The sequence below is a fragment of the Saccharopolyspora antibiotica genome (assembly GCF_047200635.1).
In the GTDB taxonomy this organism is placed as follows: Bacteria; Actinomycetota; Actinomycetes; order Mycobacteriales; family Pseudonocardiaceae; genus Saccharopolyspora_C.
Window position 1 is genome coordinate 1 of sequence record NZ_JBJZOI010000003.1, and the last position, 14,018, is coordinate 14,018.

Here is a 14,018-nt window from a genome sequence, read left to right on the forward strand (position 1 = left end):
GCTGGACTGGGGGGGGGGCCCCCCCCCCCCCCCCCGCCACCGGGCGGATCAGCCCTGCTCGGCGGTCTTCTTGATGCCCTCGACGGTCTGGCGCAGCGCGTCTTCCAGCATCGCGGTGCGCGCCGCGATGAACTGCGCCCCGCCGTCCTCCTGCTGCGCGAGGTATTCCTTGATCGGGTTGGTCATCTCCCGCAGCACGTAGCGCTGCGTGAGCCGCGAACCGGTGCCCTCCGGCTCGACCTCGAAGGACCACACGGAGTTGTCGACGGTCTCCGAACCGCTCACCACGCCGAAGGCGAAGCGTCGGCCCGGCTCGGCGGCGACCACCTCGCACTCGCTCGACCAGGTGCGTTCGCCGTTGCTGTTGTCCCCGCGGAACCGGGAACCCACCTCGCCCGGTGTTCCCTCGAGCCACTCGCCGCCGGTGTTCTCCGGGCTCCACTCGCCGTAGCGCGTGATGTCGCTGGCCAACTGGTAGACCCGCTCGGGCGGGGCCTCGACGAAGGTCGAGCGGTCCATGCTCACCTTGGGTGCGTCATCCTGTGTCACTAGATCGACAGTACCCCCGGCCGGGCCCGCGCGGTCGCGCCGACGGGACGGCGCCCCGGAGGGCACCGCCACGTCGGCGGACGCTCAGCGGTCCCCGTCGGGACGCGCGTCCGAGTTGCGGGACAGGCCGTCCTCGTGGGTCGGGAAGTCCTCGGCCTCGGCGATCGGCAGCTCCTCCGGGCGGCGCGACAGCGCCACCACGGCCACCCCGCCCAGCGCCGCGAGCACCAGCAGCACCCACGGCCACTTGCGCCGCGGCTTCGGCGCCGGGTCGATCCTGGCCGCGAGCTCCTTGCGGGCCAGCTCCGCGTTCTTGGCCAGCCGCTTGCGCGACTTCGCCGTCTTCTTGTCCCAGTCCTTGCGGGTCTTCTCCCACTGCTTGCGGGCCTTCCGGCCCCGCTCGGCGAGGTCGTCGCGGGAGAGCCCGGTGGCCTTCTGAGCGAGCAGTTCCGGCAGGTGCTCCGGGGACAGGCCCCGTTCGGTGAGCTCCTGCTCCGCGCGGGCGATGGCCTGCTTGGTCGCCGTGCGACCTGCCTTGCCAGCGCGAACGGCACCTTCGCGAGCGCTGCGCACGCCCGTGCCGACCGCCCTGCCCACGTTCTCACCAGTTCGGGCCATCGCCTCCACCTCGTCCATCGTGTGCCTCCTTGGCCGGCTTCGCACCGGTCGTCTTGCGGTGCCGGACGGCGCCCGGCACGCGACGATCACCCTCAATACTGCACCCAGGCACGTGGTTCGCGCTTTCCGATGGCAGGATGGGAGTGTGGCTGAAGACAACGGATCGCTCGTCGGGAAGACCGTGACCGCGACCCTGCACACCTCGCAGGGCGACATCCGGGTCAACCTCTTCCCGAACCAGGCGCCGAAGACGGTGGGCAACTTCGTGGGGCTCGCCGAAGGAACCAAGGAGTACACGACCCCGAACGCTCGTGGGGAGCGTTCCGGTCCGTTCTACGACGGTGTGATCTTCCACCGGGTCATCGACGGTTTCATGATCCAGACCGGCGACCCGACCGGTACCGGTCGCGGTGGCCCCGGTTACGAGTTCGTCGACGAGTTCCACCCCGAGCTCCAGTTCGACAAGCCCTACGTGCTGGGCATGGCGAACCCGGGCCGCCCGAACATGAACGGCTCGCAGTTCTTCATCACGGTGGCGCGCACGCCGCACCTGAACTACAAGCACACCATCTTCGGTGAGGTCGCGGACCAGGAGTCCCGCGAGGTCGTGGACGCCATCGCGCACACCGCGACGGGTGCGCAGGACCGTCCGCTGACCGACGTCGTCATCGAGAAGGTCTCCGTCGAGCTCGGCGAATGACATGAGCATTCCCCCCGGTCAACCGGCCGGTCCGGACCAGGCCTCGCCGCAACCCGCGTGCGCTCGGCACCCGGACCGGCCGACCGGTCTGCGCTGCACCCGCTGCGACCGCCCGGCGTGCCCGGACTGCCTCCGCGAGGCCTCCGTCGGCTATCACTGCGTGGACTGCCTGGCGCAGAGCGGCCGGGCGGGACGAGAAGCGGTGACCGTCGCGGGCGCCCGCCTCGGCGGCAAGCCGATCGTGGTGCCAGTGCTCATCGCGCTGAACGTGCTGGCCTACGCCGCGACGGCGATCCAGGCCGGCAGCTTCCTGGACAACGCGCGCTCCGCGCTGTTCGCCCAGTTCTCGCTGTTCCCGGTGGGGGTCGCGGGCGGGCAGTGGATCCGCCTGCTCAGCTCGGGGTTCCTGCACATCGGGATGATCCACCTGCTGATGAACATGGTGGCCCTGTGGGTCATCGGCCGGGACCTGGAGCTGGTGCTGGGGCGGCTGCGGTTCATCGCCGTCTACCTGCTGGCGCTGCTCGGCGGCAGCGCCTCGGTCTTCCTGTTCGGCGCGCTGGACACCCCGGTCGCCGGTGCCTCGGGCGCGGTGTACGGGCTGATGGGCGGCATCGCCGTCGCCGCGCTGCGGCTGAAGGTCAGCCTGCGGCCGGTGCTGGTCGTGATCGCGCTGAACATCGTGCTGAGCGTGTCCATCCCGGGCATCTCGCTGCTCGGGCACCTCGGCGGTCTCGTGTTCGGGGCCGCGGCCACGGCCGCGCTGGTGTACGCGCCGCGCGAGCGCAGGAACCTGGTGCAGGGGTCGGCGCTGGCCGGGTTGCTGGTGCTCCTGCTGGTCGCCCTGGTGGTCCGCGACGTGCAGCTCGGCCCCATCACCTGCATCGGCGGCTCCTGCTACTACCTGGGCTGAGGCCCTCAGGGCCGGAGTTCGTCCAGGGCGTCCGCGACGTCCTCCGGGTCCTCGCCCAGATCGAGCCTGCCCAGCACGACCAGCTCACCGGAGTCGAGCTCCAGCTCCAGGGTCGACGAGCTGAGCCCGAGCCGCTGCCGGGTGCGCACCCGCACCTCGACTCCCCGCCACGAGTGGCGCCGGGTTCCCGTGAAACCGCGCAGCGCGATGCCCGAGGTGTCCGCGCGCAGCCGCGGCCGCAGCAGGCTCCCAGCCCCGGCGGCGACGGCCAGCACCACCGCCAGCACGGCGACGAACAGCCGGTCGGCGGCCGAGTCGGTCAGCCACCACCAGACGGCGCTGCACCCGGCGAGCGCCCAACCGCAGCTGACCAGGCCGAGCGGAGGAGACCACTCGCGGACCGCGTTCACCGGCACCTCCGCACCCCCTCGCACCTGCACGGGACGGAGTTGTCCACAGGAGTTGTCCACAGTGGGGATGAGTTACACGAGTGTGTTTCGATGACCCAGGGTCGAGGCGCGCCGGAGACCGCGCCGCTCGGACGGGCGATGAGCACCGGAACGGGTCAACGCCACCGCATCGTCATGAGCAGGCCGACGATGATGAACGCGAAGCCGACCGCGAAGTTCCAGGGGCCGAGCTCCGCCATGAACGGGATCTGCTCACCGGCCAGGTAGTTCACCACCAGCCACAGCAGCCCGATCAGCATCACACCGAGCATCACGACCACGTAGATCGGGTGCGACGGACCGACGGACTTCGCCTTCACCGGCGTGCGGCGGTCCGCGACCGGGGTGGAGGAGGAGTCCTTCTTGCGGACCTTTGACTTCGGCATGATGTCCTCGCCAGGTGGTGCGGGCCGGCAGCGCCGAGCCTGCTCGGTTCGGTGGGGCGCGCGCCGAGGACGGTCGCTCGACGGCCATCCGGTTCGCCGCTCCGGGACGGCCCGGCCGACGTACCGGAGCGGACCTGGCCGCAGCGGAACCGATCACGACGCGTCTCGTTGTCCACTTACACGTTAACGTAATCGGGCCTCCGACCGAACACCCCTTCGCCGGTGCCGACCGGTCGTGATGAGAGGGAGACCGTTGGACACGTCCAGGGAAGCGACGGCTCCACCTCCGGACCACCGGGGCGAGCGGCTGCGCGGGGCCGTGCGCGTGACCGGCGAGGTGCTGATCACCGCCGGGCTGGTGCTGCTGCTGTTCGTGTTCTACGCCGTCTACGTCACCGACTGGTCCAGCGCCCGCCGCCAGGCCGAGGCCGGGGACCGGCTCCGCGCCCGCTGGGAGCAGCCCGCACCCGCGCCGGCCGCCGAGGGGGAGGGGTTCGCGGAGCTCTACATCCCGCGGCTCGGCGGTGACTACCGGTTCACCGTGCTGGAGGGGACCGACGCCCGCACCCTGGCCGCCGGCCCCGGGCACTACCTGGGCACCGCGCTGCCGGGGGAGCAGGGCAACCTGGCGATCGCGGGCCACCGCATCGGCAAGGGCGCCCCCTTCGGCGACCTCGATCAGCTGGAGGCCTGCGACGCGCTGGTCGTGGAGACCGCCTCGGAGTGGTTCGTGTACCGGGTGCTGCCGATGCGGGAACAGGTCGCGGGCTGGAACCCCGGGACCGATCCGCGCTGCGCGGGCGTGGCGCCGATCGGCGGTCCCTACCGGGACGTGGCCGGGCGGCAGATCGTGCGCCCGGAGCAGGGCGAGGTGATCTACCCGGTCCCCGGCCTCCCGCGCGAGGCGCTGCCGCGCGAGCAGCAGACCCGGTTGATCACGCTCACCACCTGCCATCCGAGGTTCTCCGCGGAGCAGCGGCTCATCGTGCACGGCGTGCTGGTCAAGCAGTACCCGAAGGACGCCGCGCACCGCGAGCTGCGCCCGCCCGAGCTGGAGGAGTCCTGATGTACGCCTGGATCTGGCGGCGGCTGCCCGGCTCGACCCCGGTGAAGGCGGTGCAGGCCGTGCTGCTGGTGGTCGCCGCGGTGGCGCTGCTGCTGTTCGCCGTGTTCCCGTGGCTGGAGCCGATGTTGCCGTTCAACGACGTCACCACGGTGTGAGCGGCCGCCGGTAGGCTGGCGGTGTGCGCGTACTCGTCGTCGACAACTACGACAGCTTCGTCTACAACCTCGTGCAGTACCTCGCCCAGCTCGGCGCGGACTGCGTGGTGCGGCGCAACGACGCCGTCACCGACGAGGACGTGGCCGCCTCCGACGGGATCCTGCTGAGCCCAGGACCGGGCACGCCGGACCGGGCGGGGCGGTCGATGGAGCTCGTCGAGACCTGCGCCCGCGACCGGCGCCCCCTGTTCGGCGTGTGCCTGGGGCACCAGGCGATCGGCGCCGCCTGGGGCGGGGTGGTCGAGCGCGCGCCGGAGCTGCTGCACGGCAAGACCTCGTTGATCGAGCATTCCGGCGCGGGCGTGTTCGCCGGGCTGCCGCGGCCGTTCGTCGCCACCCGCTACCACTCGCTGATCGTGCGGGAGGTGAGCGTGCCCGCCGAGTTCGAGATCACCGCGCGCACCGGCGGCATCGTGATGGGGATGCGGCACCGCGAGCTGCCGATCGAGGGCGTGCAGTTCCACCCCGAATCGGTGCTCACCGACGGCGGGCACCGGATGCTGGCGAACTGGATGACCACCGCGGGGCACCCGCCGCGCCCGGACCTGGTCGACGAGCTGGAGGGCGGGATGCGCGCCCTGGCCGCCACCGCGCAACTCCCTTGATCTTTCATGAGGCGCTGACCGGCTGAAACGCCGGTTCCACGTGAAACCATCCGGACGAGACGATGCCCGGAGGCCCACCTGGGCCTCCGGGCATCGTCGTCAGGTCGAACGCTCAGCCGAACGGCGGGAAGAAGCTGTCGTCCGAAGTGGGCGGGCTCGAGCTCGGGTTCGAGTCGTACTTGCCGACTTGGAGGGTGATCGTCTGGTTCTTGCCGATCTTCTGCCCGGCTGAGGGGGAGCTGCCGACGATCTTGTCGTCCTTGTCGCGGTCGCCGGTCTCGACCTCTTCCTCCTGAATGCTGCCGTTCCAGCCCATCTTCTTGAGCTCCTGCTCGGCCTCGCTCTTGGACTTGCCGTTGAGCGAGGGCATGGTGAGCTGAGCGCCGTTGGAGACCACCAGGGTGATCTCGGAGCCCTTCCGCACGCTCGTGCCCGAGCCGGGGTTCTGGTCCAGCACCGTCCCCGCGTCCTGGTCGGAGTCGCGCTCCTCGCGCTGCACCTTGAAGCCGGCGGACTCCAGCGTGGCCTTGGCCTGGTCGTAGCTGAGCGTGCGGACGTCGGGAACCTGCGTCTTCGGGATCTCCTTGCCCACGGTCACGTTGATCGTGGTGCCCCGAGGAGCCGAGCCGTCCTTGTTGTCCCAGTCGACGATCTTGCCCACGAGGCTGGAGTCCTCGACCTCGACCTCCTGGTCGTCCAGGCCGAGCACCAGGCCCTGCTCGCGCAGCAGCGTGGAGGCCTCGCTCTTCTCCTTGCCGTACAGGTCGGGCACGTTGACGATCGCGGGCCCGCCGCCCTCGCAGAGCATGAGCCGCTGGTTCGCCTTGACCACGCGGGTGCCCGCGGCCGGGGTGACCTTGACGACGGTGCCGACCTGCTCGGCGGTGGACTCGCACGGGGTGGGGCTGACGTCGAAGAGCCAGTTCGCGGCGTTGAGCTCGGTGCGCGCCGCGCTCATCGTCTTGCCCTCCAGCGGCGGGACGGCGACCTGCTCCGGCTGGTCCGGCTCGGCGAAGAACGCCGTCGCCAGCCAGGCGACCAGGATGAAGACGCCGACGCAGGCCAGCGTCACTAAGGCGATCAGCCAGTTCCGGCGGCTCTTGCCGTCCTCGGCGTACCCGGCCACCGCCGCGGTGGTGCCGGTCGGGCGGTCGGGGGAGCGGTGCCTGCCGGGGCTGAACACCTCGGTCGCCGCGGGCGGCGCCATCATCGAGGTGCGGTCCTCCTCCGACATGATCATCGGAGCCTTCGGCCGCTGTCCGGACAGCACGCGCACCAGGTCGGCGCGCATCTCCGCCGCCGACTGGTAGCGGTTCGCCGGGTTCTTGCTCAGCGCCTTGAGCACCACCGCGTCCAGCGAGGCGGGCACGCCGGAGTTCACGTCGGAGGGCTTGCGCGGGTCTTCCCGCACGTGCTGGTAGGCGACCGCCACCGGCGAGTCACCGGTGAACGGCGGCTCGGAGGTCAGCAGCTCGAACAGCACGCAGCCGGCGGCGTACACGTCGGAGCGGGCGTCCACGGACTCGCCGCGCGCCTGCTCCGGGGAGAGGTACTGGGCGGTGCCGATCACCGCGGCGGTCTGGGTGACGGCGGCCTGGCCGTCGGCGAGGGCGCGGGCGATGCCGAAGTCCATCACCTTCACCGCGCCGGAGCGGGTGATCATGATGTTGGCGGGCTTCACGTCGCGGTGCACGATGCCGTGCCGATGGCTGAAGTCCAGCGCCGCCGAGGCGTCCGCCATGACCTCCATCGCGCGGCGAGGCGGCAGCGGGCCCTCGGACTTGACGATGTCCCGCAGGGTCCGGCCGTCCACGTACTCCATGACGATGTACGGGAGCTGGTCGTCCTCGGTGTCCGTCTCACCGGTGTCGTAGACGGCGACGATCGCCGGGTGGTTCAGCGCGGCCGCGTTCTGCGCTTCGCGGCGGAACCGGAGCTGGAACGTGGGGTCCCGGGCCAGGTCGGCACGCAGTACCTTGACAGCCACGTCCCGCCCCAGCCGGATGTCCCGGCCGCGGTGGACCTCCGACATACCGCCGTAACCGAGCGTGTCCCCGATCTCGTAGCGGTTGTTGAGAAGTCGCGGTGAGCTCATCGATGCGTCGTCCCGATCCTAGTCAATGATCGTCCCATCATGCCGACCCGCAGTGCGTTGCCGAAGGCCGCCGTTCGGTGGCGACGAGCTGCGTGGTGTTCGTCCGACCCCGGTGCACCGGAACCGCCGAACGCGGTCCCGGCACGCGCTTCGGCGGCGATCCACCCACCACCGGACCGCGCCCGGTGATGCGTGGGCCGACGCCGTCCCGGCCGCCGGAACGCGGCGCACCCGCGGCGCGCTCGACCCCGGCCGGATTGTCGTAGCGCAGTCTCTCGGATCTGTTCCGAAGAATCCAGGCGCGTCCGGCTCCCGGCGGACCGCCGGGAGGTCGCACGCGTCAGCCCTATGGTCGCAGAGCCCGTCGCGGCCCCGTCCGGTACTCCCCGCCCCGCGTCGTCCGCTCGTCGCGCGCGCAGCGGTGCGCCGATCCAGAGCGCGGCGACCGCGGTGGCACCGGCCATCCGGCCTCCCGGCAGGTCGTCGTCCGGCATCCCGGAGTCCGGCAACACCCACCACAGCACCACGCCGAGCAGCACCAGCAGCACGATGCCGACCACCGCGAGCGCGATCCACCAGCCCGCTCGCCCCCGCTTCACCGGCTCCTGGGCGTACCGCGGGCCGGGAACGTTCGAGGTGTGCGGACCGGACTGGTGCGGGATCCGCGGCATCCGGCCCTGCGGCGGGATCACGCCCGGCGGGTAGGTGTTGCTCATCGGGCCCGGGTGCGGTGGCTGCGGCGGCTGTCCGACGTGCGACGGGGGCACGCCGCCCGCGGGTGCCCCCACGTTCCTCGGTGCCTGCTGCTGGTGAACCAGCATCGCGGCGGGAGTCGGCAGCGGTAATCCGGCGCGGACCGCGGCGACCGCCTTGGCGAACTCACCACCGGCGCCGTAGCGCCGGCGCGGATCCTTCACCAGGGTCGCCTCGATCAGCGCGCGGGCGCCCGGCGGCACGTCCGGCGGGAGCGGCGGCGCCATCTCGCGGATGTGCATCATCGCGACGGTGACCGCGTTGTCCGACAGGAACGGGCGGTGGCCCTTGAGGCATTCGTAGCCCACCACGGCCAGCGAGTACACGTCGCTGGACGGGCTCGCCTCGCTGCCCAGCGCCTGCTCCGGCGCGATGTAGTGCGCGGTGCCCATCACCATCCCGGATCGGGTCACCGGCGCCGCGTCGGCGGCCTTGGCGATGCCGAAGTCGGTGAGCTTCACCGTCCCGGTCGGGGTGATCAGGATGTTGCCGGGCTTGACGTCGCGGTGCACCAGGCCGCGCTCGTGCGCCGCCTGCAACGCGTTGCCCGCCTGCTCCAGCATGTCGAGGGTGTGCTCGACGGCGATCCGGCCCTCGCGGGCCAGCACCGCGGCCAGCGGTTCGCCCTCGACCAGTTCCATCACCAGGTAAGCGGTGTCCTCCGGGCCGTCCGGCACGGCAGCGGTCTCGCCGTAGTCGTGCACGGCCGCGATCCCGGGGTGGTTCAGCGAGGCGGTGGTGCGGGCCTCGGTGCGGAAGCGGTGCAGGAACTCCGCGTCGCCGCACAGCTCCGGCTTGAGCACCTTCACCGCGACCGTCCGGTCCAGCCGGACGTCGACGGCCTCCCACACCTCGCCCATTCCGCCCACGGCGATGCGCCGACCAAGCCGGTACCGGTCGGCGAGCAACTGGCCGGAGGTCAGCACGGGTCAGCCACCTCCCTGGAGACCCGCCCGGATCACCTCGCGGCCGATGGGTGCGGCGATGGAGCCGCCCGTGGCCTCCGCGCCCTCGTCGCCGCCGTTCTCGACGAGCACCGCGACCGCGATCTTGGGGTCCTCGGCGGGGGCGAACGCCACGTACCAGCCGTGCGGCTTGTCCGCGACGTCGCCGTGCTGGGCGGTACCGGTCTTGGAGGCGATGTCGATCCCGGAGATCTTGCCGGAGCCCTTGGTGTTCTGCTCCGACTTCAGCATCATCTCGCTGATCTGGTTGGCCGCGTTCGCCGAGACGGCCTGGCTCATCTCCTCCGGCTTGAGCTCGTCGATGACCTCCATGTCGCGGGCCCGGGTGCTCTTGACCAGCTGGGGGCGCATGAGCTTGCCGTCGTTGGCGATGGCGGCGGCCATCATCGCGTTCTGCATCGGGGTGACGCGGACGTCGCGCTGGCCGATGCCGCTCTGGTACAGCGCGGCTCCGTCCGACATCGGGCCCAGGTCGGACTTGGCGACGGTCATCGGGATCTGCAGGTCCGCGCCGAAGCCGAACTTCGCGGCGGTGTCGCGCAGCTTGTCCGCACCGACCTCGCCCGCGATCTCCGCGAACGCGGTGTTGCAGGAGTGCGCCAGCGCCTCGGTGAGCGTGTTGCCCTTGCACGTCTTCCCGCCGTAGTTCGGCAGCGGGGTGCTGGAGTTCGGCAGCGTGATCGAGGCCGCGTCGTTGACCCGGCTGTTCGGCTGGTAGCCGCTGTCCAGCGCGGCCGCCGTGGTGATCAGCTTGAAGGTCGACCCGGGCGGGTAGATCTCGGACACCGAGCGGTTGCTCATCGGCGAGCCGTCGGCGTCCTCCATCGCCTGCCAGTGCTCGGCGGCGACGTTGTTGTCGTGCGAGGCCAGCGGGTTCGGGTCGTACGAAGGAGCGTTCACCATGCTCAGGATCTCGCCGGTCTTCGGGTTCAGCGCGACCACCGAGCCCTGGAACCCCTTGCTGGTGAGCTCGTCGTAGGCGACCTTCTGCATCGCCGGGTTGATCGTCAGCTCCACGTCGCCACCGGCCGGGGCCCGGCCGGTGATCATGTCGGAGAGCCGGTTGAACGCCAGGCTGTCGTCGGAACCGTTCAGGATGGTGTTCATCGCCCGCTCGACCCCGTTGGACCCGTAGGTCGGCGAGTCGAACCCGGTGACCGGCGCGTACAGCGGACCGTCCGGGTAGTTCCGCTGGAACTTGAGCACGTCCCCGGTTTCCACCGAGTTCGCCAGCGACTGCCCGCCGGCGATGATCTGACCGCGCTGCTTGGCGTACTCGGCGCGCTGCGTCCGGTTGTTCCCGGGACCCTCCCGCAGCTCGTCGGCCTGGATGACCTGCACGTAGGTCACGTTGCCCATGAGCAGCAGCACCATGGCCATCATGGCCAGGGCGACTCGGCGTAGCGGCTTGTTCATCGGGGACGTTCCACCAATTCGGTGTGGGCTTCGGCGATCGGGGCCTGCTGCGGCTTCGGCTTGGCCGGGGCCTGCGGCCGCCGGGCCGCGTCGGAGATCCGCAGCAGCATCGCGATCAGGATGTAGTTCGCCAGCAGCGACGAACCACCGTAGGCGAGGAACGGAGCGGTGAGGCCGGTCAGCGGGATCAGCCCGGTCACCCCGCCCGCCACCACGAACAGCTGCAGCGCGATCGTGAACGACAGGCCACCGCCGAACAGCTTGCCGAAGGAGTCCCGCACCGCCAGGGCGCTGCGCAGGCCGCGCATCATGAGCAGCAGGTACAGCATGAAGATGGCGATCAGGCCGATCAGCCCGAGCTCTTCGCCCATCGAGGTGATGATGAAGTCGCTGTTGGCGAACGGGACCGTGTCCGGGCTGCCGTTGCCCAGGCCGGAACCGCCGATGCCGCCGCTGCCGAGCCCGTACAGCGCCTGCTTGAGCTGGTAGCCGTCCTCGTGGTGCAGCGGGTCGAGCCACACGTTCACCCGGGACTGCACGCGCGTGACGGTCTGCCACGCGATGTAGGCGCCGACGGCGAACAGCGTCAGGCCGATCGCCACCCAGATCGCGCGCTCGGTGGCGATGTAGAGCATCACCAGCACGATGCCGAAGAACAGCAGCGAGGTGCCGAGGTCCTTCTCCAGCACGCCGATGCCGATCGCGGCGACCCAGGCCACCAGCATCGGCATCAGGTCCCGCGGTCGCGGCAGCTCCACGTTGAGGAACTTGCGGCCCGCCGTGGTGAACAGCTCGCGCTTGGACACCAGGAAGGACGCGAAGAAGATCATCAAGAGGATCTTGGCGAACTCGCTGGGCTGGACCTGCCCCAGCGGGCCGAACTTGATCCACAGCTTCGCGCCGTTGACCTCGGAGATCGCCGAGGGCAGCAGACCGGGCAGCGCCAGCAGCACCAGCCCGGCGAAGCCGCAGGTGAAGCTGTACTTCGCCAGGATCCGGTGGTCCTTGACGAAGGCCAGCACCAGCACGAACAGCACCAGGCTCAGCGTCAGCCAGGCGATCTGGCGGACCGCGTAACCGGTGTCCTCGGCGATGTCGATCCGGTGGATCATCACCAGCCCGAGCCCGTTCAGCAGCGCCACCAGCGGCAGCATCAGCGGGTCCGCGTACGGCGCCCACTTGCGCACCGCGAAGTGCGCCCCGCCGAACAGGGCGAGGTAGGCGGCGCCGTAGTAGAACAGCTGGCGCGTGATCGTGTTCTCCTGGCTGATCTCCACCAGCATGATCGCGAACGTCACGATCACGGCGGAGCCGACCAGCAGGATCAGCTCGGTGCCCCGGCGGGTGTTCACCTGCGGGGCCGAGCTCGTTCCGGTGCTGTCAGCGGACGTACCCGGCTGTGACATCAGCTCACCGTCCGGCAGGTGACCCCGGGGGTCTGCTCCGCCGACGCGAGCGGAGTGTCGGTCGGCGAGGGCGGCGGGTTCGGCGCGGGGGGCGCGCCGGGCGTGCTGGTCTGGCCCGGGGGCTGTCCCGGCGGCGGGTTCTGGTCCTGCGGCGTGTCGTTCACCGGCGGAGTCGGCTCCGGCTCCTCGCACCGCGGCAGCAGCGCCGTCATCCGCAACCTGCGCATCGCGTCGCGGGCCGAGTCCAGCCCGTCCACGTCGGTGATCCCGGAGCGCACGTCGGTGCGCCGGGCCTCCTGCAGATCGTTGATGCCGATCGGCTGGCAGTCCGGCGCGGAGCCCTGCGGGCAGGAGTCCTCCACCTGCCAGCGCAGCGAGACGCCGAGCACGCTGCCCTGGAGCCCCTGGAAGATGACGACGTCGTCGGCCTCGTTCACGCCGATGTAGTACTGCTGGAGCAGCCACCACCGGCCGACGAGGCCCGCTCCCACGAGCACGACGAGGACGGCGGCTACGACGAAGAGTGCACGCAGCCAGCCTCGCCGGTGCGTGCCCTGGTCAGGAGGGGGCGCTGTGTCGTACCGCTGCTGTTGGGGCTTCGGCATGGTGGCCGCGCTCGCGCGAGCCGCCGAGGAGTCCGGCTGCGGGTCCTCCTCTCCGTTTCCCGCGGCGCCCCCGACGATCGGGGCGTCCTCGCCGAATTCGACGTCCACGACGTCCGCGATGATCACGGTGACGTTGTCCGGCCCACCGCCGCGCAGCGCCATCTCGATCATGCGGTCGGCGCAGGCCTGCGGATCGGGGATCCGCAGCGCGTCGGCCATCGTCTCCTCGCTGACCGGACCGGTGAGGCCGTCGGAGCAGAGCAGGTAGCGGTCGCCCGCCCGGGCCTCGCGCACGGCGAGGCTGGGCTCGACCTCGTGGCCGGTCAACGCCTTCAGCAGCAGCGAGCGCTGCGGATGGTTGGCGGCCTCCTCCTCGGTGATCCGACCCTCGTCGATCAGCGACTGGACGAAGGTGTCGTCGTGGGTTATCTGGGAGAGCTCGCCATCGCGCACCATGTAGGCGCGGGAATCGCCGATGTGCACCAGCCCCAGCTTGCTTCCCGCGAACAGCACCGCGGTCAGCGTGGTCCCCATGCCGTCGAGGTCGGGGTCCTGGGACACGAGTTCGGAGATGGCCCCGTTCCCGGACAGCACCGCTTGACGCAGGTGTCCGAGCAGGTCGTCACCGGGCTCGTCGTCGTCGAGCGGCGCTAGGGCCGCGATGACGACCTTGCTGGCTACCTCACCGGCGGCATGGCCACCCATGCCGTCCGCGAGGGCGAGAAGTCGTGGGCCGGCGTAGACCGAGTCCTGGTTGTTCGAGCGCACCAGGCCGCGGTCGCTGCGGGCAGCGTAGTGAAGGACGAGGGTCATGAGCGCAGCTCGATCACCGTCTTGCCGATTTTGATCGGAACGCCGAGCGGGACCTTGGTGGCTCCCGTGACCTTCGCCCGATCGAGGTATGTGCCGTTAGTGGAGCCTAGATCCTCCACGTACCAGTCGTTGCCGCGGAGCGACAACCGAGCGTGCCGGGTCGACGCGAAGTCGTCGTCCAGCACCAGGGTGGAGTCATCGGCCCGGCCGATCATGATCGGCCGGCCTTCGAGCGAGATGCGGGTACCCGCGAGCGGACCGTGCGTCACGACCATCTGCCGCGGCGCCTTGATCTTCCCGCGGGCCTGCTTGCCCGACGTCCTGCCCGCCCCCGGCATCGACACCCTCATGCCGGAGGCGGAGTACAGATCGGAACGAACCACGCGAAGCGCGGCCAGCACGAACAACCAGAGCAGGGCGAGGAACCCTGCTCTGGTCAGCTGAATCACCAGCTCTGGCACTTG

General features: G+C 70.7%; 15 protein-coding genes. 5 read left to right on the forward strand and 10 right to left on the reverse strand.

Annotated elements, in window-relative coordinates:
- Nucleotides 1-48: 48 nt before the first annotated feature.
- Complete coding sequence (locus ACL03H_RS02265) at nucleotides 49-549, reverse strand: SRPBCC family protein (RefSeq protein WP_412809347.1); 501 nt, start codon at nucleotides 547-549, stop codon at nucleotides 49-51.
- Between the two features lie 84 nt (nucleotides 550-633).
- Nucleotides 634-1,185 carry a hypothetical protein gene (locus tag ACL03H_RS02270; protein ID WP_412809348.1) on the reverse strand — a complete coding sequence of 184 codons (552 nt, stop codon included), beginning with the start codon at nucleotides 1,183-1,185 and terminating at the stop codon, nucleotides 634-636.
- Nucleotides 1,186-1,312: 127 nt separating this feature from the next.
- Between ACL03H_RS02270 and ACL03H_RS02275 the strand changes: the two genes are divergently transcribed.
- Together ACL03H_RS02275 and ACL03H_RS02280 are read left to right on the forward strand one after the other, a co-directional pair.
- Nucleotides 1,313-1,867, forward strand: coding sequence for a peptidylprolyl isomerase (locus ACL03H_RS02275; RefSeq protein WP_412809349.1), 555 nt, complete (start codon nucleotides 1,313-1,315; stop codon nucleotides 1,865-1,867).
- 1 nt (nucleotide 1,868) lies between these two features.
- Entirely contained in the window at nucleotides 1,869-2,780 is a 912-nt protein-coding gene (locus tag ACL03H_RS02280; protein ID WP_412809350.1) for a rhomboid family intramembrane serine protease, read from the forward strand.
- 5 nt (nucleotides 2,781-2,785) lie between these two features.
- Here the strand turns inward: ACL03H_RS02280 and ACL03H_RS02285 are convergent, their stop codons facing one another.
- Together ACL03H_RS02285 and crgA are read right to left on the reverse strand one after the other, a co-directional pair.
- Nucleotides 2,786-3,190 (reverse strand): PH domain-containing protein, encoded by a 405-nt coding sequence (locus ACL03H_RS02285; protein WP_412809351.1) that lies wholly within the window; start codon nucleotides 3,188-3,190, stop codon nucleotides 2,786-2,788.
- Nucleotides 3,191-3,345: 155 nt separating this feature from the next.
- Nucleotides 3,346-3,615 (reverse strand): cell division protein CrgA, encoded by a 270-nt coding sequence (gene crgA / locus ACL03H_RS02290; RefSeq protein ID WP_412809352.1) that lies wholly within the window; start codon nucleotides 3,613-3,615, stop codon nucleotides 3,346-3,348.
- A gap of 238 nt (nucleotides 3,616-3,853) precedes the next feature.
- On the opposite strand from crgA, the gene ACL03H_RS02295 reads away from it, so the two are divergent.
- Genes ACL03H_RS02295 through ACL03H_RS02305 form a run of 3 tightly spaced genes read left to right on the forward strand, consistent with a single transcriptional unit; the run spans nucleotide 3,854 to nucleotide 5,501 of the window.
- Complete coding sequence (locus ACL03H_RS02295) at nucleotides 3,854-4,681, forward strand: class E sortase (RefSeq protein ID WP_412809353.1); 828 nt, start codon at nucleotides 3,854-3,856, stop codon at nucleotides 4,679-4,681.
- A complete protein-coding gene (locus tag ACL03H_RS02300) occupies nucleotides 4,681-4,836 on the forward strand; it encodes a hypothetical protein (protein WP_412809354.1) in 156 nt (51 codons plus the stop codon). The genes ACL03H_RS02295 and ACL03H_RS02300 overlap by 1 nt, the downstream gene beginning before the upstream one ends.
- 23 nt (nucleotides 4,837-4,859) lie before the next feature.
- Complete coding sequence (locus ACL03H_RS02305; RefSeq protein WP_412809355.1) at nucleotides 4,860-5,501, forward strand: aminodeoxychorismate/anthranilate synthase component II; 642 nt, start codon at nucleotides 4,860-4,862, stop codon at nucleotides 5,499-5,501.
- A gap of 112 nt (nucleotides 5,502-5,613) precedes the next feature.
- Here the strand turns inward: ACL03H_RS02305 and pknB are convergent, their stop codons facing one another.
- Genes pknB through ACL03H_RS02335 form a run of 6 tightly spaced genes read right to left on the reverse strand, consistent with a single transcriptional unit; the run spans nucleotide 5,614 to nucleotide 14,015 of the window.
- On the reverse strand, nucleotides 5,614-7,596 hold the full coding sequence (gene pknB / locus ACL03H_RS02310; protein WP_412809356.1) for a Stk1 family PASTA domain-containing Ser/Thr kinase: 1,983 nt from the start codon (nucleotides 7,594-7,596) through the stop codon (nucleotides 5,614-5,616).
- Nucleotides 7,593-9,275, reverse strand: coding sequence for a serine/threonine-protein kinase (locus ACL03H_RS02315; protein WP_412809357.1), 1,683 nt, complete (start codon nucleotides 9,273-9,275; stop codon nucleotides 7,593-7,595). Before ACL03H_RS02315 ends, pknB begins: the two co-directional genes overlap by 4 nt.
- 3 nt (nucleotides 9,276-9,278) lie before the next feature.
- Entirely contained in the window at nucleotides 9,279-10,730 is a 1,452-nt protein-coding gene (locus tag ACL03H_RS02320) for a peptidoglycan D,D-transpeptidase FtsI family protein (RefSeq protein WP_412809358.1), read from the reverse strand.
- Nucleotides 10,727-12,136 carry an FtsW/RodA/SpoVE family cell cycle protein gene (locus ACL03H_RS02325; protein WP_412809359.1) on the reverse strand — a complete coding sequence of 470 codons (1,410 nt, stop codon included), beginning with the start codon at nucleotides 12,134-12,136 and terminating at the stop codon, nucleotides 10,727-10,729. The genes ACL03H_RS02320 and ACL03H_RS02325 overlap by 4 nt, the downstream gene beginning before the upstream one ends.
- Nucleotides 12,136-13,554 carry a PP2C family protein-serine/threonine phosphatase gene (locus ACL03H_RS02330; RefSeq protein ID WP_412809360.1) on the reverse strand — a complete coding sequence of 473 codons (1,419 nt, stop codon included), beginning with the start codon at nucleotides 13,552-13,554 and terminating at the stop codon, nucleotides 12,136-12,138. Before ACL03H_RS02330 ends, ACL03H_RS02325 begins: the two co-directional genes overlap by 1 nt.
- Nucleotides 13,551-14,015, reverse strand: a complete 465-nt coding sequence (locus tag ACL03H_RS02335) for an FHA domain-containing protein FhaB/FipA (RefSeq protein ID WP_412809361.1) — start codon at nucleotides 14,013-14,015, stop codon at nucleotides 13,551-13,553. Before ACL03H_RS02335 ends, ACL03H_RS02330 begins: the two co-directional genes overlap by 4 nt.
- Between the last annotated feature and the right edge of the window lie 3 nt (nucleotides 14,016-14,018).